This is a genomic window from Arenimonas alkanexedens, assembly GCF_054781355.1.
This window is the reverse complement of sequence record NZ_BAAGUO010000002.1, coordinates 124,343-141,026: the sequence shown is the minus strand read 5'-3', so window position 1 is coordinate 141,026 and position 16,684 is coordinate 124,343. Positions and strand designations below refer to the sequence as shown.

At 67.7% G+C, this 16,684-nt stretch carries 15 protein-coding genes and 1 tRNA gene; 10 read left to right on the top strand and 6 right to left on the bottom strand.

Annotation, left to right across the window (positions count from 1 at the left end):
• Positions 1-5 precede the first annotated feature (5 nt).
• Positions 6-902, top strand: a complete 897-nt coding sequence (folP, locus tag ACYVGY_RS05175; protein ID WP_460456400.1) for a dihydropteroate synthase — start codon at positions 6-8, stop codon at positions 900-902.
• 120 nt (positions 903-1,022) lie between these two features.
• On the opposite strand, the gene ACYVGY_RS05170 is transcribed toward folP, so the two are convergent.
• On the bottom strand, positions 1,023-2,099 hold the full coding sequence (locus ACYVGY_RS05170; protein ID WP_460456399.1) for an alkane 1-monooxygenase: 1,077 nt from the start codon (positions 2,097-2,099) through the stop codon (positions 1,023-1,025).
• Between the two features lie 128 nt (positions 2,100-2,227).
• Between ACYVGY_RS05170 and miaA the strand changes: the two genes are divergently transcribed.
• The 6 genes from miaA to ACYVGY_RS05140 all read left to right on the top strand — a co-directional run bounded on the left by miaA (position 2,228) and on the right by ACYVGY_RS05140 (position 8,366).
• Positions 2,228-3,133 carry a tRNA (adenosine(37)-N6)-dimethylallyltransferase MiaA gene (gene miaA, locus ACYVGY_RS05165; protein ID WP_460456946.1) on the top strand — a complete coding sequence of 302 codons (906 nt, stop codon included), beginning with the start codon at positions 2,228-2,230 and terminating at the stop codon, positions 3,131-3,133.
• Between the two features lie 98 nt (positions 3,134-3,231).
• Positions 3,232-3,501 (top strand): RNA chaperone Hfq, encoded by a 270-nt coding sequence (gene hfq / locus ACYVGY_RS05160; RefSeq protein WP_460456398.1) that lies wholly within the window; start codon positions 3,232-3,234, stop codon positions 3,499-3,501.
• A 27-nt stretch (positions 3,502-3,528) separates the two neighbouring features.
• The gene (hflX, locus tag ACYVGY_RS05155) at positions 3,529-4,845 is read left to right on the top strand and encodes a ribosome rescue GTPase HflX (protein WP_460456397.1); all 1,317 of its coding nucleotides are present in this window, start codon (positions 3,529-3,531) and stop codon (positions 4,843-4,845) included.
• A 65-nt stretch (positions 4,846-4,910) separates the two neighbouring features.
• Positions 4,911-6,029 carry an FtsH protease activity modulator HflK gene (hflK, locus tag ACYVGY_RS05150; RefSeq protein ID WP_460456396.1) on the top strand — a complete coding sequence of 373 codons (1,119 nt, stop codon included), beginning with the start codon at positions 4,911-4,913 and terminating at the stop codon, positions 6,027-6,029.
• A gap of 1 nt (position 6,030) precedes the next feature.
• A complete protein-coding gene (hflC, locus tag ACYVGY_RS05145) occupies positions 6,031-6,903 on the top strand; it encodes a protease modulator HflC (protein WP_460456395.1) in 873 nt (290 codons plus the stop codon).
• A 170-nt stretch (positions 6,904-7,073) separates the two neighbouring features.
• Positions 7,074-8,366 carry an adenylosuccinate synthase gene (locus tag ACYVGY_RS05140; RefSeq protein ID WP_460456394.1) on the top strand — a complete coding sequence of 431 codons (1,293 nt, stop codon included), beginning with the start codon at positions 7,074-7,076 and terminating at the stop codon, positions 8,364-8,366.
• Positions 8,367-8,418: 52 nt separating this feature from the next.
• Here the strand turns inward: ACYVGY_RS05140 and ACYVGY_RS05135 are convergent, their stop codons facing one another.
• From ACYVGY_RS05135 to ACYVGY_RS05125, 3 genes are all read right to left on the bottom strand, one after another.
• On the bottom strand, positions 8,419-8,886 hold the full coding sequence (locus ACYVGY_RS05135; RefSeq protein ID WP_460456393.1) for a hypothetical protein: 468 nt from the start codon (positions 8,884-8,886) through the stop codon (positions 8,419-8,421).
• 65 nt (positions 8,887-8,951) lie between these two features.
• Positions 8,952-11,021, bottom strand: coding sequence for a tetratricopeptide repeat-containing sulfotransferase family protein (locus ACYVGY_RS05130; protein WP_460456392.1), 2,070 nt, complete (start codon positions 11,019-11,021; stop codon positions 8,952-8,954).
• 271 nt (positions 11,022-11,292) lie between these two features.
• Positions 11,293-11,377: transfer RNA gene (locus ACYVGY_RS05125), tRNA-Leu, on the bottom strand.
• 109 nt (positions 11,378-11,486) lie between these two features.
• Here ACYVGY_RS05125 and rnr point away from each other — a divergent pair.
• Genes rnr through ACYVGY_RS05110 form a run of 3 tightly spaced genes read left to right on the top strand, consistent with a single transcriptional unit; the run spans position 11,487 to position 15,016 of the window.
• Positions 11,487-13,937, top strand: coding sequence for a ribonuclease R (rnr, locus tag ACYVGY_RS05120; RefSeq protein WP_460456391.1), 2,451 nt, complete (start codon positions 11,487-11,489; stop codon positions 13,935-13,937).
• A gap of 27 nt (positions 13,938-13,964) precedes the next feature.
• Positions 13,965-14,717, top strand: a complete 753-nt coding sequence (rlmB, locus tag ACYVGY_RS05115) for a 23S rRNA (guanosine(2251)-2'-O)-methyltransferase RlmB (protein ID WP_460456390.1) — start codon at positions 13,965-13,967, stop codon at positions 14,715-14,717.
• On the top strand, positions 14,714-15,016 hold the full coding sequence (locus ACYVGY_RS05110) for a CBU_0592 family membrane protein (RefSeq protein ID WP_460456389.1): 303 nt from the start codon (positions 14,714-14,716) through the stop codon (positions 15,014-15,016). The genes rlmB and ACYVGY_RS05110 overlap by 4 nt, the downstream gene beginning before the upstream one ends.
• A 22-nt stretch (positions 15,017-15,038) precedes the next feature.
• Here ACYVGY_RS05110 and cysK read toward each other — a convergent pair whose 3' ends face one another.
• Both cysK and rnt read right to left on the bottom strand, forming a co-directional pair.
• Complete coding sequence (gene cysK / locus ACYVGY_RS05105) at positions 15,039-15,992, bottom strand: cysteine synthase A (protein ID WP_460456388.1); 954 nt, start codon at positions 15,990-15,992, stop codon at positions 15,039-15,041.
• 26 nt (positions 15,993-16,018) lie between these two features.
• Entirely contained in the window at positions 16,019-16,663 is a 645-nt protein-coding gene (gene rnt, locus ACYVGY_RS05100; protein ID WP_460456387.1) for a ribonuclease T, read from the bottom strand.
• Positions 16,664-16,684 lie beyond the last annotated feature (21 nt).

Genomic DNA, 16,684 nt, shown 5'->3' with positions numbered 1-16,684 from the left:
GGGCCATGTTCGACCTCACGCCGCAACTCGACTGCGCCGGCCGCCTGCTCAAGCTCGACCGCCCGCGGGTGATGGGCATCGTCAATGTCACGCCGGACTCGTTCTCCGACGGCGGCGCCCACGACACCGTCGAAGCCGCGGTGGCGCACGGCCTCCGGCTGGCAGAAGAGGGCGCTGATCTGCTCGATGTCGGCGGCGAGTCCACCCGCCCCGGCGCCGATCCGGTCTCGCTGGAGGAGGAACTGCGTCGGGTGATTCCGGTGATCGAACGCCTGGCGAGAGAGACCTCTCTGCCGATTTCGATAGATACCTCCAAGCCCGAGGTGATGCGGGCCGCGATCGCCGCCGGCGCCGGCATGATCAATGACGTTTATTCGCTGCGTCGCGAAGGCGCACTCGAGGCCGCGTCTGCACTCGGGGTGCCGGTGGTGCTCATGCACATGCAGGGCGAGCCCGGCAGCATGCAGGCCGCCCCCGCTTATGACGACGTCGTCGGCGACGTGCATCGCTTCCTGGCCGAACGCATCTTCGCCTGTGAAATGGCGGGTATCGCCAAATCGCGCCTGGTGATCGATCCCGGCTATGGCTTTGGCAAGACCAGTGACCACAATTTCCTGCTGCTGCGCCAGCAGTCGCGCCTGCTCGACCTGGGCCTGCCGCTGATGGCGGGCTTCTCGCGCAAGCGCAGCCTGGGGGAAGTCACCGGCCGCGACGTCGGCGAACGCCTGCACGCGTCAGTGGCCGCGGCGGTGCTGGCGGCCGAGTACGGCGCCCGCCTGCTGCGCGTGCATGACGTTGCGGCCACGGTGGATGCCATCAAGGTATGGGCGGCCGTAGCCGCGCATCCGGCGCCCAAGCCGACCGCCGCCAAGGCCGGCATCCGCTGGCCCGACGAGGACTGATTCGCCGGCTGGTCACTTACTGACCAAGTCGGTGGACACCCGCGTCCCATGGGGCTCGCGGCAATCCGTCCACAGGACTTCTCCCCTACTTGTCCACAGGCTGTGTGGACAGCGTGCTGCTCAGGCCGCGCGCGCCTGGCGGAACGCCTGGACGCGCGGATCGATCACGCGATGCCACAGCGGCGGCATCAGGGCCAGCACGAACATGGACGAATAGCCGCCCGGCAGCTGCGGGCTGTCCGGATGGTGGCGCAGGATGGCGTAGCGACGCTTGGGGAAGGCGTGGTGGTCGGAGTGGCGCTGCAGTTGGAACAGCAGCAGGTTCGAGAGCGCGTAGTCCGAATTCCAGCTGTGCAGGTGGGTGGTGCGCTCGTAGCGCCCGTCGGCGCCACGCTGGCGTTCCAGGCCGTAATGCTCGATGTAGTTGATGATCTCCAGCGAGCCGGCCGCGAACAGGCCCTGCAGCAGGAAGAAGGCCAGCCCCACCGGCCCCAGCCACAGCCCGAAGGCGGCCGCAAAGACGAGCCACAGGGCGGTCCAACCGATCATTTCGTTGCGCCAGTGCAGCGCGGGCAGGCCCAGTCCCTGCAGTCGGCGTGCCTCGAGCCGCCAGGCATTGAGCGTGTTGCGCCACATCGCCCGCGGCAGGAAGTCCCAGAGCGACTGGCCAAAGCGCGCGCTGGAGGCGTCCAGCGGCGTCGAGACGTGCACGTGATGACCGCGCAGATGCTCGATCTTGAAGCCGTGGTAGCCGACGCTGGTCAGCAACATGCCGCCCACGAAAGGCTCGAGCTTGCCGTCCTTGTGAACGAGTTCGTGCGCGGTGTTGATGGCCAGGATGCCGCCGACGATGCCTTGCGACAGCAGCCAGCCCGCCATGCCCGCCGGGCCGAAGCCAGCGTTGGCGAACCAGTAGGCCGACCACGCCAGCACCGCCAGCTGCACCGGCAGGCAGGCGAGAGTGAGTGCCTTGAACCAGGGGCGCAGCGCCAGTTCGCGCTCGCGTTCGGCCGGGACGTTGATGGGGTCATGGCCCAGCGCGTAGTCCGCGGCCGGCAGCAGCACGAACAGGAAGAACAGGGGGAACCAGGCCATCAGCTCCGGCCGGCCGGTGGCCGCGCCGAGCCAGGCGGCCGCCGGCATCAAGGCCGGCACCAGGAACACGAGCAGGAACGCGATGGCCTTGGTGCGCGACATGGTGTCTCCCCCGGGTTCTGACCAGCATAGGCGAGCGGCGGCCGCGCTGCACGAGTCAGGCTAAGCTTGCCGTCCCTGCCCCCGGAGCGTCGCACTTGCACGATTCCCGCCCCCTCGCCATCGCGCTGATGGGTCCCACGGCCTCGGGCAAGACCGCGCTGGCGCTGGACTGGGCTGGGCGGCTGGACACCGAGGTCGTCAGCGTTGACTCGGCCTTGGTCTATCGCGGGCTCGACATCGGCGCGGCCAAACCCAGCCGGGACGAGCTCGATCGCGTTCGCCACCACCTGATCGACGTGCGCGATCCGCACGAGGTGTTTTCGGCCGCCGACTTCGCGCGCGAGGCGCTGCCGCCCATGCAGGCCCTGGCCGATCGAGGGCGCGTGCCGCTGCTGGTCGGCGGCACCGGGCTGTACTTCAGCGCGCTGCTCGACGGCCTGTCCGAGCTGCCCACCGCCGACCCCGCGCTTCGGGCGGCGATCGCGGCGGAGGGGGCGACGCGCGGCTGGTCCGCCCTGCACGCCGAGCTGGCCACGGTGGACCCCGCCGCTGGCCTGCGTATCAAGCCGCGTGACGCCCAGCGCATTACCCGCGCCCTCGAGGTGTATCGCCTGACCGGTCGACCGATCAGCGTCTGGCAGGGCGAGCAGGCGCCGCGGCGCTTCCCCTTCCGCGTGCTGCGCCTGGTGCTGGCGCCGACCGATCGCGCAGTGCTGCATGAACGCATCGCCCGCCGTTTCGACCAGATGTTGGCGGCGGGATTCCTGGACGAGGTGCGGCGCCTGAAGGCCGACCCGCGGCTGCAGCCCGATCTGCCCGCGATGCGTGCGGTTGGCTACCGGCAGGCCTGGCGCCATCTGGACGGCATCACCGATGCTGCTGGCTTCCGCGAAGAAGCGATCGCCGCCACCCGGCAGTTGGCCAAGCGCCAGCTCACGTGGCTGCGCGGCCAGCGTGATGCCCGCTGGTTCGACCCGGCCCGCGACCAGCCTGAATTGCAGCAGTCCCTGGCGGCCTTCCTCGCCCGACCGTGACGGCAACTGCTGGTAGAATTGCGCCATTCGCGGCCACGGACCCATTTGGCCGCAAATCGCGCCAGCTGGCGCGCCACAACAAGAAGAACGGAGTCCACATGTCCAAAGGCCAATCCCTCCAGGATCCCTTCCTGAATGCGCTGCGTCGCGAGCGCATCCCCGTGTCTATCTATCTGGTCAACGGCATCAAGCTCCAGGGCACCGTCGAAAGCTTCGACCAATTCGTAGTGCTCCTGCGTAATACCGTCAGCCAGATGGTCTACAAGCACGCGATCTCCACCGTGGTCCCGGCGCGCAACGTGCGCGTGGGTCCGGGCGGCGCCTCGGTGGCCGGTGGCGACGAAGACGAGGCGGGCCTGGACGATTGATCGCCCTGGCAACCGTCGTGATCGCTGATGTTTGAGCGCGCCCGAAAGGGTGAACGGGCCCTGCTGATCCAGCCTTATGCGCCGGGCCAGCAGGACCCGGCCCTGCTGGAAGAATTCTCGGAGCTGGCGCGCTCGGCGGGCGCCACCGTGGTTGGCACGCTGATGGCGCGGGTCGAGAAGCCGAACGCGGCTTACTACATCGGCACCGGCAAGCTCGAGGAAGCCCAATCGGCCTGCGAAGCCACGGGCGCCGACCTGGTGCTGGTCAACCATCTGCTCACGCCCGGCCAGGAGCGCAACCTTGAGCGCGCGCTCAAGCGCCGCGTGGTGGACCGCACCGGCCTGATCCTCGACATCTTTGCCCAGCGGGCGGCCACCCACGAAGGCAAGCTGCAGGTCGAGCTCGCTCAGCTCAAACACTGGGCCACCCGCCTGGTGCGCGGCTGGACCCATCTTGAGCGCCAGCGTGGCGGCGCCATCGGCCTGCGTGGCCCCGGCGAAACCCAGCTCGAGCTCGACAAGCGCATGCTGCAGAAGCGGCTCGAATCGCTGCAGGCAAGGCTGGACAAGGTCGAAGTGCAGCGCACCCAGATGCGTCGCGCGCGCCTGCGCAACGAAGTGCCGCGGGTGGCGCTGGTGGGCTACACCAACGCCGGCAAGTCCACGCTGTTCAACGCGCTCACCGGCTCGGGCGTTTACGCTGACGACCGGCTGTTCGCCACGCTCGATCCGACCGTTCGTCGGGTCGAGGGCGTCGCGCCGCTGGTGCTGTCGGATACGGTCGGCTTCGTGCGCGACCTGCCGCATGAGCTGGTCGCGGCGTTCCGCTCCACGCTGGCCGAGGCGCGCGATGCCGACCTGCTGCTGCATGTGATCGACGCGGCCGACGAATTGCGTGATGAACGCATCGGGCAGGTGGACAGGGTGCTGGAGGAAATCGGCGCCGGTGAGATCCCGCAAGTGCTGGTGTTCAACAAGATTGACCGGATCGAGGGCGCGGAGCCGCGTCACGACCCGGAAGTAGAGGGGCGCGAGCGGATCTGGCTGTCGGCCCGTTCCGGCGAAGGCCTTGAGCTGCTGCGTGATCTGCTGGCGCGACGCTTCGTCGAGCGCCGGTTCAGCGGCAGCCTGCGCCTGGGGCCGGCCGACGGCCGCCTGCGGGCGCGTCTTCACGCGCTGGGCGCGGTGGTGTCCGAGCAGGGCGATGAATCCGGCTGGGTGCTTGAGCTGGACCTTTCGCTGGCGGCGGCGGAGCGCCTGGCGGAGGAATCCGGCGGGCATCCACTTCACGCGCTCTTGCTTGTAGCCTCCGGCGCCCCTACCTACAATCCTGAGACTGACTAAAGCGCACTGCCCCGGACCTGGCCCCCGTCAGGAACCCGGCCCCGGCGGCGCGCGACGGAGCAAGCATGGCCTGGAATCAGCCTGGAAAAGGCAACCAAGACCCCTGGAAGGGAAAAGACCCCGGTAACGAGGTCGAAGCCTTCGTGAATCGCCTGAAGGGAATGTTTGGCGGCGGCGGTGGCGGCGGAAGTCGCGGCGGCCCGGCGGCCGGCGGATTCAATCCCGTGCCGTGGGTGGTGGGGCTGGTCGGCATCTGGCTCGTGTTCAACAGCTTCAAGCTGATGGATGAGCGCCAGCGCGGCGTGGTGCTGCGTTTCGGCGAGTTCAACCGGATCATGACGCCGGGCCCAAACTTCAAATGGCCTTGGCCGATAGAAACCGTGACCATCGTTGACGCGACCCAGGTGGTCGAGCTCAGTGACCAGGTCCGCGTGCTGACCCAGGACGAGAACCTGATCGACATCAAGTTCAACGCCCAATATCGCCGCGACGACCCGCGCCTGTTCCTCTACGGATCGGTGAATCCTGAGCAGACCCTGCGCGACGCGGCCGAGAGTGCCGTTCGCGAAGTCGTCGGCCGCAGCACCATGGACACCGTGCTGTTCGACCGCGCGGCGCTGGTGATCTCGGCCCAGGAGCGCCTGCAGGAGTCGCTGAACTTCTACCAGACCGGGCTAACCGTGGTGAACTTCAACCTGCAGGATGCACGTCCGCCGGAAGAAGTGAAGGAAGCCTTCGATGACGCGATCAGCGCGCGCGAAGACAAGAACCGCATCGAGAACGAAGCCCGCGCCTACGCCAGCAAGGTCCTGCCCGAGGCCCGCGGTGTCGCCGCGCGCCTGCGCACGGAGGCCGAAGGTTACCGGGTCGCCACCATCGCCCGCGCCGAGGGTGACGGCGAGCGCTTCAGCCTGCTTGCCGCCGAATACCGGCAGGCGCCCGAAGTCACCCGCAAGCGCCTCTACCTCGAGACCATGCAGTTGGTGATGGCCAGCAACCCGAAGGTGGTCGGCGGCAGCGACAACATCCTGTACCTGCCGATCGGCGGCACCCCGGCCCGTGCCGGCGTCCCAATGGAGGCCCCGGTGGTCCGCCTGCCGGCGACCCAGGCCGCGTCGACGACGCCGGAAGATGCCACGCCCTCGCGCGACCCGCGCGCTGAACGCCGCCCGGGAGGTCGCTGAGATGCGTAACGTCACCGTGATTGTTTTCCTCGCCATCGCTGCCTTGCTCGCAGCCATGGGTTCGATGTTCGTGGTCAATGAGTCCCAGACCGCGATCGTGCTCAACCTCGGCCGCGTCGTGCGCAGCGACCTTCAGCCCGGCCTGCACTTCAAGTGGCCGCTGGTGGAGGAGGTGCGTCGCTTCGACCAGCGCATCCTCTCGCTCGACGACGCCCCCGAGCGTTACCTGACCTCGGAGAAGAAGGACGTCAGCGTCGACTTCTTCGTGAAGTGGAAGATCAACGACGTTGCGACCTTCTATCGCGCCGCCAACGGCGGCAACGAAGACGCGGCACGCCAGCGTCTGACGCCCATCGTCAAGAACGCCCTGCGCAACGAAATCAACCAGCGCACGCTGCAGGAAGTAGTCTCGGCCGGACGCGCCGAACTCTCCGGCAACTTCCTGGAGGCCGTCAACCGCGGCGCCCAGTCGCTGGGCATCGAAGTAGTGGACGTGCGCATCAAGCGCATCAACCTGCCCGATGACAGCAACATCCTGCGCACGGTCTACAGCCGCATGAGCACCGAGCGCACCCAGGTGGCCAACCAGCTGCGCGCCGAGGGCGTGGAGCAGAGCGAAACCATCCGCTCGGAAGCCGACCGCCAGCGCCAGGTGACCATCGCCGAAGCCGAGCGCGACGCCCAGAAGCTTCGAGGCGAGGGTGACGCCCGGGCGGCCGAGATCTACGCCGGTGCCTACGGCCAGGACGCCGAGTTCTACGGCTTCTACCGCAGCCTGGAGGCCTACCGGAACTCGATGGCCGACGGCCAGACGGTGCTGGTGCTGGACCCGGATTCGGAGTTCCTGCGCCACTTCGGCACCGACAAGCGCTGAGTCCTGACGGCGGCCCCGCGGGGCCGCCACGCGGGGCTGGCCCCGGCTCGCCATTCCGAGGATAATTTCGCAAAGCCGGGGCGACCTCCGGCTTTTTGCACGTCTGGGGCCCGCGAAGGGGCACGGCGACCGTCGCCCCCGCGTCTCAATTCATTCTTGGAGTCAGGGTCATGGGTCAGTCGGTAGTAGTGCTGGGCGCGCAGTGGGGCGACGAGGGCAAGGGCAAGATCGTCGATCTGCTGACCGAGGAAATCGGCGCGGTGGTGCGCTTCCAGGGTGGCCACAATGCGGGCCACACCTTGGTGATCGGCGGCAAGAAGACCGTGCTGCACCTGATCCCGTCCGGCATCCTGCGCGCCGACGCGCTGTGCCTGATCGGCAACGGCGTGGTGCTGCACCCGGCGGCGCTGCAGAAGGAAATCGCCGAGCTCGAGGGCAACGGCGTTGAAGTGCGCTCGCGCCTGAAGATCAGCCCGGCGACGCCGCTGATCATGCCGTACCACATCGCGCTGGATCAGGCCCGCGAGAAGGCCGCCGGCGGCAAGGCCATTGGCACCACCGGTCGCGGTATCGGTCCGGCTTACGAAGACAAGGTGGCGCGCCGCGGCATCCGCGTGGCCGACCTGAACTACCCCAAGGAGCTGGCCGAGAAGCTCCGCACCACGATGGATTACCACAACTTCGTGCTCACGAAGTATTTGGGTGTCGAGGCGGTGGACTTCCAGAAGACGCTCGACGAGGCCCTGGCCTTCGGTGCCTACGTTGATCCGATGAAGGCCGACGTGGCCGGCATCCTGCACGACTTGCGCAAGCAGGGTAAGCGCGTGATGTTCGAGGGCGCGCAGGGCTCCCTGCTCGACATCGACCACGGCACCTATCCCTACGTCACCTCGTCGAACACGACGGTGGGCGGCGCGATGGCCGGTACCGGCGTCGGCGCCGACGCGATCGACTACGTGCTGGGCATCGCCAAGGCCTACGCCACCCGCGTCGGCGGCGGTCCGTTCCCGACCGAACTCAACGACGATATTGGCCAGGGCATCCGCGACCGCGGCCAGGAATATGGCGCCACCACCGGTCGCCCGCGCCGCTGCGGCTGGATGGACATCGTGGCGCTCAAGCGCGCGGTAGCCATCAACGGCATCACTGGCCTGTGCATCACCAAGCTCGACATCCTGGACGGGATGGAGAAGCTCAAGATTTGCATCGCCTACGAATACCGCGGCAAGCGCACCGAGTACGCGCCGCTGGACGCCGCCGGCTGGGACGAGTGCACGCCCGTGTATCTCGAGTTCCCGGGCTGGGACGAGTCCACCGCCGGCGTTACCGAATGGGACAAGCTGCCGCCCGCCGCCCGCGCCTACCTGCGCGCGCTGGAGGAGTTGGCGGGCTGCCCGCTGGCGATCGTATCTACGGGCCCGGGTCGCGAGTCCACGATCGTGCTGCAGGATCCGTTCGCCTGAATGCAAGGCGCCGCCCGGAGGCGGCGCCTTCACGCCCCTGGACGGGCTGGCCTCAGTCTTCGCGCGTGGGCTGCACGGTGCCCGACTGGCGGCGGCGCTGGGCCACGGTCATGCAGACACGACGGGCGCGGTTGCTGCCCATGGTGGTCTCACGGGTGCACACCAAGCGGCTCTCGTTGCGCGCCGTTTCCAGCATCTTGTTGACGCGGTCGGCTTCGGTCTCCAGCGCGCTGCGCTCGCTTTCGTCCATGGCGGACAGGCTGCCCTTGGCCTCGAGCTGGGCCGCCATCGCGTCCAGCGAACCCTGCAGGCTCTTGCGGGTGTTGGCATCCATTTCGGAATAAAGCTCCGGTTCGGCCAGGGCTTCGTTGATGGCGGCGCGTTGGGTCTGGAATTCGGCAGCGGTGGCATCGGCCGAGAGGGTAATGCCGGCCTCGTCAACGCTCTTGGCTTCGGCGCGGGTAGCCATCAAAAGCAGGCCGAGGAAGATCAGGCGGGTCGCGCCGGTTGCAAAGGTCATGGAGGGTCCTTCCGAGAGAAGGGTCCGACTCTAGGCGGCGGCTCGGCCTGTCGTCAAACGCTCGCTCAGACCGAATAGCCGAGACCGGCCGCGAGCGGCGCCAGTTGTTCCATAACCGGCGCCAGCGGCGTGCGGTAGCGCTGCCAGTGCGGGGCGCTGGCGTCCGCCGGGGGATGGCGGCCCTGTGTCAGTCGCGCGGGGGCTTCGGCCAGCCAGGCCGGATCCACGTCCAGACCAAGGAAGGCGGCTACGGTCGTGAGCGTGTCTTCCGGCGCCGCCACGAGCTGTTCGTGGCGCAGCGTGAGCGATGCCAGGCGCAGATGCGGTTCGACTGCGGTCCAGGCGGACGCGTGCGCGGCGAACAAATTCGCCGTGCCCTCCAGGGTCTGGAACGCGGGGAAGGCGGCGGGCGTCGCCTGCGGCTCCATGAAGTTGCGCAGCACCGCATCGAGCGGGTGCCGCTGCGTCAGCAACAGCTTCGCCTTGGGGAACAAGGCCTGCACCAGCCCGACATGGGCCAGGCGCAGCGGGCCGATGTCCAGCACCGGCAGGCCCGGCGCGACCGCGGCGCTTTCGAGCGTCATGCGGTACTTGCGGCGCAGCACGGCCCGATCGCTGGCGTCGAGCGCCGCGATGGCGTCCGGATAGCCGCCAGGCAGCCCCGCCACGGTGCCGACCACGCCTTCGAGGGTGGGCTTGTCCTGCACGATCGCCAGGCCCGGGTGACCGCGCAGCAGACGCTCGAGCAGGAACTGGCCGGTGCGTGGGAAACCGACCAGGAAGCAGAGGTCGGCGCCGGTGTCAGCGCCTGCATCGTTGGCGTCGAGACCGCCGGGACCCCGGTCCAGCCAAGTCCGCATTGCCGCCAATTCGCGCAAAAGCGCGTCCGGGCGCCGCCGCACGCCGCGGACTTCGCGCTCGGCCAGGGCATTGGCTTGCGCGAAACAGGCGAAAGCCTCGTCGCCAACGCCGGTCTGGTCCAGTGCCTTGCCGCGTTCGTAGTGAAAGCGCTGCTGGATACGCGGCGGAAGCCGGCGCGAATCCACGCCCGCCAGTCGCTGCAGGGCCGGGTCCGGCTTGCCGGCGCGACGTTCGATCCGCGCCGCCTCCAGGTTCAGCAGGCCGTGGTGCGGCGCCAGGGTAAGGCCGGTGTTGACCGCCACGGCGGCTTGCGCGGGATCGCCTGCCTCCTCGGCAACCGCCGCCAGCGCGGCCCAGGCGTCCGGATTGGCAGCGTGCAGCTTGAGCGCGCGCTGCAGGGACGCGCGGGCTTCCGGCAGTTGGTGCTGCTCATGAAGAAGGATGCCGAAGCAGTAGTGCACCCAGGGATTGTCGGGTTCCAGCGCCAGCGCCTGTTCGAAGCGTTGGCGGGCCTTGGCCGGCGCGTCCAGCGCCTGCAGGCACAAGGCGCTGTGCAGCAGGGCCTCGGCGTTGTCACGGTCGTGGCCCAGGACCTCGTCGAAGGCTTCCAGCGCCTCGGCAGGACGGTCCATCGCCAGCAGGGTCATGCCCAGGCCAAGGCGCGCGGAGCGATAGCCCGGGGCGATGGTCAGGGCACGCCTGAGCGCATCGCAGGCGCGCTCGTGCTGGCCGACGGTGCGCAGCGAATGGCCGAGGTTATGCCATGCCTCGGGATAGCCGGGATCAATGGCGACCGTACGCTCGAACTCGGCGATGGCGCCCTGGGGGTTGCGAAGATTGTGCAGTGCGCGGGCAAGGTGGTTGTGGCCGGGCGCGTGCGCAGGGGCCAGCTTCAGCGCCTGGCGGCAGGCCGCCGCCGCTTTGGCGTAGTCGCCTTGGACGTGATGCTCGATGGCCGTGGCCACCAGGCTGCGCGGATCGGACGACAGGCGCGGGATCTGTCGCAGCAGCGCCAGCGCCTCGTCGTTGCGACGCTGGCCGAGCAACAGTTCGCGCGCCCGTTCGTTGCACAGCGGGTCGTCGGCGAACTCAGCCAGCGCGGTCAGTGCGCCTTCGCTGTCGCCTTGGCCGATCCGCAGCCAGCCAAGATGCCAGGCCGCCATCGGGTCGCGGTCCTGGCGGGCCAGGTGGGCGAGCAGGGTATCGGCTTCATCGTGTCGACCGGCGTTGGCCAAGGCCAGCGCGTGGTCTATGCGTTTTGGATCCGAAGGCATCTGCACGTCCGGCCGGGGATAAGGTTCAGATTGTAGGCCAGCGGGTGTCGCAGGCGGGCAAAGACAGGCCAGCCCGGCCTCCCGAAACTCAGGAGGGCGGCCTCCGTAGGAGGTCCCGTTTCGGCGGTAGAGGTAGGCGTTCGTGCTCATGGTCGTTCGGCTACCGGCACAGGGGTCCGACACTTCCTGGGACCCACCTAGGTTTTCCACTGCCCTGAAAACGCAAAACCCCGCTTGTTAGCGGGGTTTCGGAGGGGGTGAACCCTTAAGATGGTGCCCAGGAGAGGACTCGAACCTCCACGGTTTTACCCGCTAGTACCTGAAACTAGTGCGTCTACCAATTCCGCCACCTGGGCAGGTGCTTCCCGGCGCTAGCGCCAGCAAGCCGCATAAGTTAATGGCGGGCGAGGGTCTTGTCAATTGCCTCGTGCCAGGGACGCTTTGATACAGGTGCCCCGGTGTACCATGGACACCATGACACCCCCTGCAAAGAAGCGCGGCACCGGCGGCAAACTGCCGCCCTGGATGCCTGAAAGCGCAAGCACGACCGCCCCGGGAAAGAAGCCGGCCGCGAAATCCACCGCCGGCAAGCCCGGCAAACCCGGCAAAAAAGCCGCCGCCAAGCCGCCGCGCTCAGGCAAGCCGGCGTCCGCGTCTGCGGGCCGGGGTCCCAAGCCGGGCGGTCCGCGCGGCCGCGGCGCTAGCCAGGGCCCGCACGACCCCTTCGCCGCCCGCGAGGCGCAGAAGTACGAACAGCCGATCACGAGCCGCGAGGCCATCGCCGATTTCCTCAGCGACAGCGACGGTCCGCTGACCGCCGAAGGCCTGGCCGAAGCGCTGGGCCTGACCGCGCCGGACCGCTTCGACGCGCTTTCGCGACGGCTCAACGCCATGGTCCGCGACGGTCAGCTGCTGATGAACCGCCGCGGTGGTTATGCCGCCGCGCGCAAGCTCGACCTGATCGCCGGCACCGTCATCGCCAATCCCGACGGCTTCGGCTTCATGAAAGCCGACGACGGCGGCGAAGACTTGTTCCTGCCGCCGGCCGAGATGCGCAAGGCGCTACACGGCGACCGGGTCTTGGCCAGCGTCACCAATATTGACCGACGCGGCCGCCGCGAAGGCGCCATCGTCGAAGTGCTCGAGCACCGCCTCACGCGCCTTACGGGCCGCTACAGTGAGCGTTCGCGCATCGGCATGGTCGTGCCCGACGACCGCCGCGTGCTGACCGAAGTGCTGATTCCGCCGGAAGACCGCAATGAGGCCCGTGAGGGTCAGCTGGTCGTGGTCGAAGTCACGGCGCCGCCTGAGAAGGGCCGGCCGCCGATCGGCCGCATCCTGCTGGTGCTGGGCGACAAGCTCACGCCCTCGCTGGTGGTGGAGGCCGCGATCCATGGCCACGACCTGCCGCATGTGTTCCCGCGTGAAGCGCTGGCCGAGGCGGCGCAGGTGCCGGTGGATGTTCCCGAAGCGGAAACCCGCGACCGCGTCGACCTGCGCAAGGTCGCCCTGGTCACGATTGACGGCGAGGACGCCAAGGACTTCGACGACGCCGTCTGGTGCGAGCCGAACAAGCAGGGTTTCCGCCTGATCGTGGCCATCGCCGACGTGTCGCACTACGTGCGGCCGGGCAGTGCCCTCGACGACGAGGCCATCAAGCGCGCCACCTCGGTCTATTTCCCAGGCTTTGTGGTGCCGATGTTGCCGGAGTCGCTGTCCAACGGCATCTGCTCGCTCATGCCCAAGGTCGAGCGCATGTGCTTCGCCTGCGACATGCAGGTGGATTTCGAGGGCAACGTCACTTCGTCGAAGTTCTACGAAGCGGTGATGCGTTCGCACGCCCGCCTGACCTACACCCAGGTGTGGAAGGCCGTGGGCGAGGCCGATACCGAAGCCGGCGCCGAGGCGGTCGCGCAGATCGGCTCGCTGATGCCTCAGGTCCAGCGCCTGCACCAGCTCTACAAGGTGTTGGCCAAGGCGCGCAGCCGCCGCGGTGCGATCGAGTTCGAGTCGGGCGAAGTGCGCTTCGTGCTCGACAACAGCGGCGAGGTCATCCAGGCCGGCATGCTCGAGCGCAACGATGCTCACAAGCTGATCGAGGAATGCATGATCGCGGCCAATGTCGAGGCCGCCAAGTACGTCACCTCCAAGCAGATCCCGGCGCCGTTCCGCGTGCATCCGCGCCCGCCGGAAGGCAAGTACGCTGACCTGCTCGAATACCTGTCCGAGTTTGGCCTGAGCCTGCCGCCGTGGTCGAAGGTGCAGCCCAAGGACTTCACCCAGCTGCTGCGCAAGATCCGCGAGCGGCCCGATGCGCCGCTGCTCGAGACCGTGCTGCTGCGATCGCAGAGCCTGGCTGTGTACCAGACCGAGAACCTGGGTCACTTCGGCCTGGCGCTGGAGGCCTACGGGCACTTCACGTCGCCGATCCGCCGCTACCCCGACCTGCTGCTGCATCGCTCGATCAAGCACGCGCTGCTCAAGGGTGATCCGGACGGCTACCGCTATTCGGCCAGCGAGATGTCGTCGCTGTCGCTGCATTGTTCCACCCTGGAGCGCCGGGCCGACGAGGTCGAGCGCGAGGTGGACGAGCGCTACCGCGGCGCGTGGATGGAGAAGCATGTCGGCGACGAGTTCGACGGCGTGGTGAGCGGCGTCACCAATTTCGGACTGTTCGTCGAGTTGGCCGGCTCGAAGGTCAATGGCCTGGTGCACGTGACGCAGCTGCCGCACGACTTCTACCATTTCGACCCGCTGCGCCGTTCGCTGGCCGGCGAGCGCCAGGGTTTGAAGTTCCGCCTCGGCGATCCGGTCCGCGTGCTGGTGCTCAAGGCCAGCGTCGAGGACAAGCGGATCGACTTCAAGCTGGTGGTGCCGGATGGCCCGCCCAAGAAAAAGAAAAAAGCCTTCGCCTGACCGCGCGGGCACCACGGGAACGATCAGATGAGCAAGAAGGACAACTGGATCGCGGGCATCAATGCCGTGGCCTCGGCGCTCGAGCATGACCTCGAGCACGTGCGCGAGGTGCTGATCGAGGCCGGCGGCAAGAACGCAAGGCTCACCGAGATCGAGGAAACCGCACGTCGCCGCGACATCTCGGTCCGGCGCATCCCGCTGCAGTCGCTGGAAGGCATCGTCGGCAACCTGCGCCACCAGGGCGTGATTGCGCGCTACGAAGCGGCCAAGCCGACCGATGAAAAAGAGCTGCCCGGCCTGGTCGAGGTGGCCGGCGGCAAGGCGCTGGTGCTGGTGCTGGACGGCGTGCAGGACCCGCACAACCTCGGTGCCTGCCTGCGCAGCGCGGCCGCTGCCGGCGTCACCGCCGTGGTGATCCCGAAAGACAAGGCCGCGCCGATCAACGCCACCGTGCGCAAGACCTCGGCCGGTGCCGCCGACCGCATTCCGGTCGTCAGCGTTACCAACCTGGCGCGCACGCTGCGTGCGCTGCAGGAGATGGGTGTCTGGATCTACGGTCTCGACGGCACCGCCACCCAGTCCATCCACGCCATAGACTTCACCGGCAACGTGGCGATCGTGATGGGCGGCGAAGGCGAGGGCATGCGCCGCCTTACGCGGGAACACTGCGATGGGCTGGTCAAGATTCCGATGCCGGGTGAAATGGAAAGCCTTAACGTCTCGGTCGCCACCGGCGTGGCCTTGTTCGAAGTAGTTCGCCAACGGGGAGCAAAAGCATGAGCCTGGAATGGTTTGATTTTGTTGGGCTGGCCGGCATCGGCTTCGTGCTGGTGTCCTTCCTGCTGCTGCAGGCCGGAAAGCTGACGGGAGATTCGCTCGGTTACCAGTTGGCCAACCTGTTCGGCGCCATTTTCATCCTGGTGTCGATCTTCGGTCCGTCGCCGGACTTCCGCGACGTGATCTCGATCACCATCATGCAGCTGGCCTGGATTGTGATCAGCTGCTACGGGCTGTGGCGTGGCGTGAAGTCACGAGCCGCCAGCTTCCGGCGGCCCAAGGATCCGGCGAACGGCGGCTAGACGGTCGGCCGCAGGGCCGGCTTCACAGCGCCGCCATCCAGGCATCGTCCGAGCCTTCGTTGATGCCTTCGAACAGGAAGGTGCTCAGATAGCGCTCGCCCGTGTCCGGGATCATGGCCAGCACCACGCTGCCTGGCTCGAGAGTCTTGGCGACTTCCAGCGCTGCGGCAAAGGTGCCGCCGCCCGACAGACCGCAGAAGATGCCTTCCTGCATGGCCAGGTCGCGCGCCGTGTCGCGGGCCATCACGTCGGTCACCGGCACGATCAAGTCAAAGATCTCGCGGTTCAGGACCTCGGGGATGAAGTCCGGCGTCCAGCCCTGGATCTTGTGCGGCTGCCATTCCTTGCCGCTCAGCAGAGCGGCGCCATCGGGTTCGGTCACAGCGACCTTCAGCTTTGGGCGTGCGGCCTTGAGCACTTCGCCCACGCCGGTCAGGGTGCCGCCGGTGCCGTAGCCGGTGACGAACCAGTCGAGTCGCTGAGCCGCGAAGTCGAGCAGGATCTCAGGCCCCGTGGTACTGCGGTGATAGGCCGGGTTGGCGGGGTTCTCGAACTGCCGTGCCAGGAAGGCGCCGTGCTTCTCGGCAAAGGCCGTAGCGTGCTTGACCATGCCGCTGCCGCGCTCTGCCGCGGGCGTCAGGATGACTTTGGCGCCCAGCGCCCGTATCAGCTTGCGTCGCTCCATCGAAAAGGTTTCGGACATGAAGGCGACGAAGGGGTAGCCCCGCGCCGCACACACCATGGCCAGCGCCACACCGGTATTGCCCGAGGTCGCTTCGACCACCATTTGCCCGGGACTGAGCGCGCCGCGCTGTTCGGCGTCGAGGATGATGGCCAGCGCCAGCCGGTCCTTCACCGAGGACATCGGGTTGAAATATTCGAGCTTGGCGTAGAGCGTCACGCCGGCGGGAGCCAAACGGTTGATGCGGACGATGGGCGTGTTGCCCACGGTGCCCAGGATGCTGTCGTGGATCATGGCGTGGCTCCGGTCGAATGCAGCGTTCAGTCGTCGTGTGCGGCTTGCAGGTCCTTCTCGGCGAACTGGCGCCAGCGGTTGAGTACCGCGCAAAAAAGCTGGGCGGTTCGCTCGGTGTCGTAGACGGCCGAATGCGCCTGGTCGGCGTCCCAGATAAGCCCGGACGCCTGCACCGCCCGGCTGAGCACCGTCTGGCCATAGGCCATGCCCGCCAAGGTTACGGTGTCGAAGGTGCTGAACGGATGAAACGGGTTGCGCTTGTGTCCCACGCGCGCCACCGCAGCGTTCAGGAAACCCAGGTCGAAGTGGGCGTTGTGGCCGACCAGGATCGCCCTTTGGCAGCCGTTGCGCTTCGCAGCGGCGCGCACCGGGGCAAAGATATGGTCGAGTGCCGCACGCTCTTCCAGGGCGCCCCGCAGCGGCGAGTCCAGGCGGATGCCGGTGATCTCGAGCGACTTGGGGTCGATCTCGGAGCCTTCGAACGGCTCAACGTGGCTGCTGACGGTTTCGCCCAGCACGTACCAGCCTTCGGCATCGAGTTCGATCGGAATCGCGGCGATTTCAAGCAAGGCGTGGCGGCCGCAGTCGAAGCCGCCGGTCTCCACGTCCACCACCACGGGAAGGAAGCCGCGGAATCGCTCGGCCATGCGCGGCAAGGGGTTGGAATCCATGCCGAGAAGAATAACAGAGGG

What these genes read in the sequence shown, in the direction of transcription:
- folP (WP_460456400.1), top strand. Translation starts at nt 6, where the DNA reads ATGTTCGACCTCACGCCGCAACTCGACTGCGCCGGCCGCCTGCTCAAG.
- ACYVGY_RS05170 (WP_460456399.1), bottom strand. Translation starts at nt 2,099, where the DNA reads ATGTCGCGCACCAAGGCCATCGCGTTCCTGCTCGTGTTCCTGGTGCCG.
- miaA (WP_460456946.1), top strand. Translation starts at nt 2,228, where the DNA reads ATGGGTCCCACGGCCTCGGGCAAGACCGCGCTGGCGCTGGACTGGGCT.
- hfq (WP_460456398.1), top strand. Translation starts at nt 3,232, where the DNA reads ATGTCCAAAGGCCAATCCCTCCAGGATCCCTTCCTGAATGCGCTGCGT.
- hflX (WP_460456397.1), top strand. Translation starts at nt 3,529, where the DNA reads ATGTTTGAGCGCGCCCGAAAGGGTGAACGGGCCCTGCTGATCCAGCCT.
- hflK (WP_460456396.1), top strand. Translation starts at nt 4,911, where the DNA reads ATGGCCTGGAATCAGCCTGGAAAAGGCAACCAAGACCCCTGGAAGGGA.
- hflC (WP_460456395.1), top strand. Translation starts at nt 6,031, where the DNA reads ATGCGTAACGTCACCGTGATTGTTTTCCTCGCCATCGCTGCCTTGCTC.
- ACYVGY_RS05140 (WP_460456394.1), top strand. Translation starts at nt 7,074, where the DNA reads ATGGGTCAGTCGGTAGTAGTGCTGGGCGCGCAGTGGGGCGACGAGGGC.
- ACYVGY_RS05135 (WP_460456393.1), bottom strand. Translation starts at nt 8,886, where the DNA reads ATGACCTTTGCAACCGGCGCGACCCGCCTGATCTTCCTCGGCCTGCTT.
- ACYVGY_RS05130 (WP_460456392.1), bottom strand. Translation starts at nt 11,021, where the DNA reads ATGCCTTCGGATCCAAAACGCATAGACCACGCGCTGGCCTTGGCCAAC.
- rnr (WP_460456391.1), top strand. Translation starts at nt 11,487, where the DNA reads ATGGACACCATGACACCCCCTGCAAAGAAGCGCGGCACCGGCGGCAAA.
- rlmB (WP_460456390.1), top strand. Translation starts at nt 13,965, where the DNA reads ATGAGCAAGAAGGACAACTGGATCGCGGGCATCAATGCCGTGGCCTCG.
- ACYVGY_RS05110 (WP_460456389.1), top strand. Translation starts at nt 14,714, where the DNA reads ATGAGCCTGGAATGGTTTGATTTTGTTGGGCTGGCCGGCATCGGCTTC.
- cysK (WP_460456388.1), bottom strand. Translation starts at nt 15,992, where the DNA reads ATGATCCACGACAGCATCCTGGGCACCGTGGGCAACACGCCCATCGTC.
- rnt (WP_460456387.1), bottom strand. Translation starts at nt 16,663, where the DNA reads ATGGATTCCAACCCCTTGCCGCGCATGGCCGAGCGATTCCGCGGCTTC.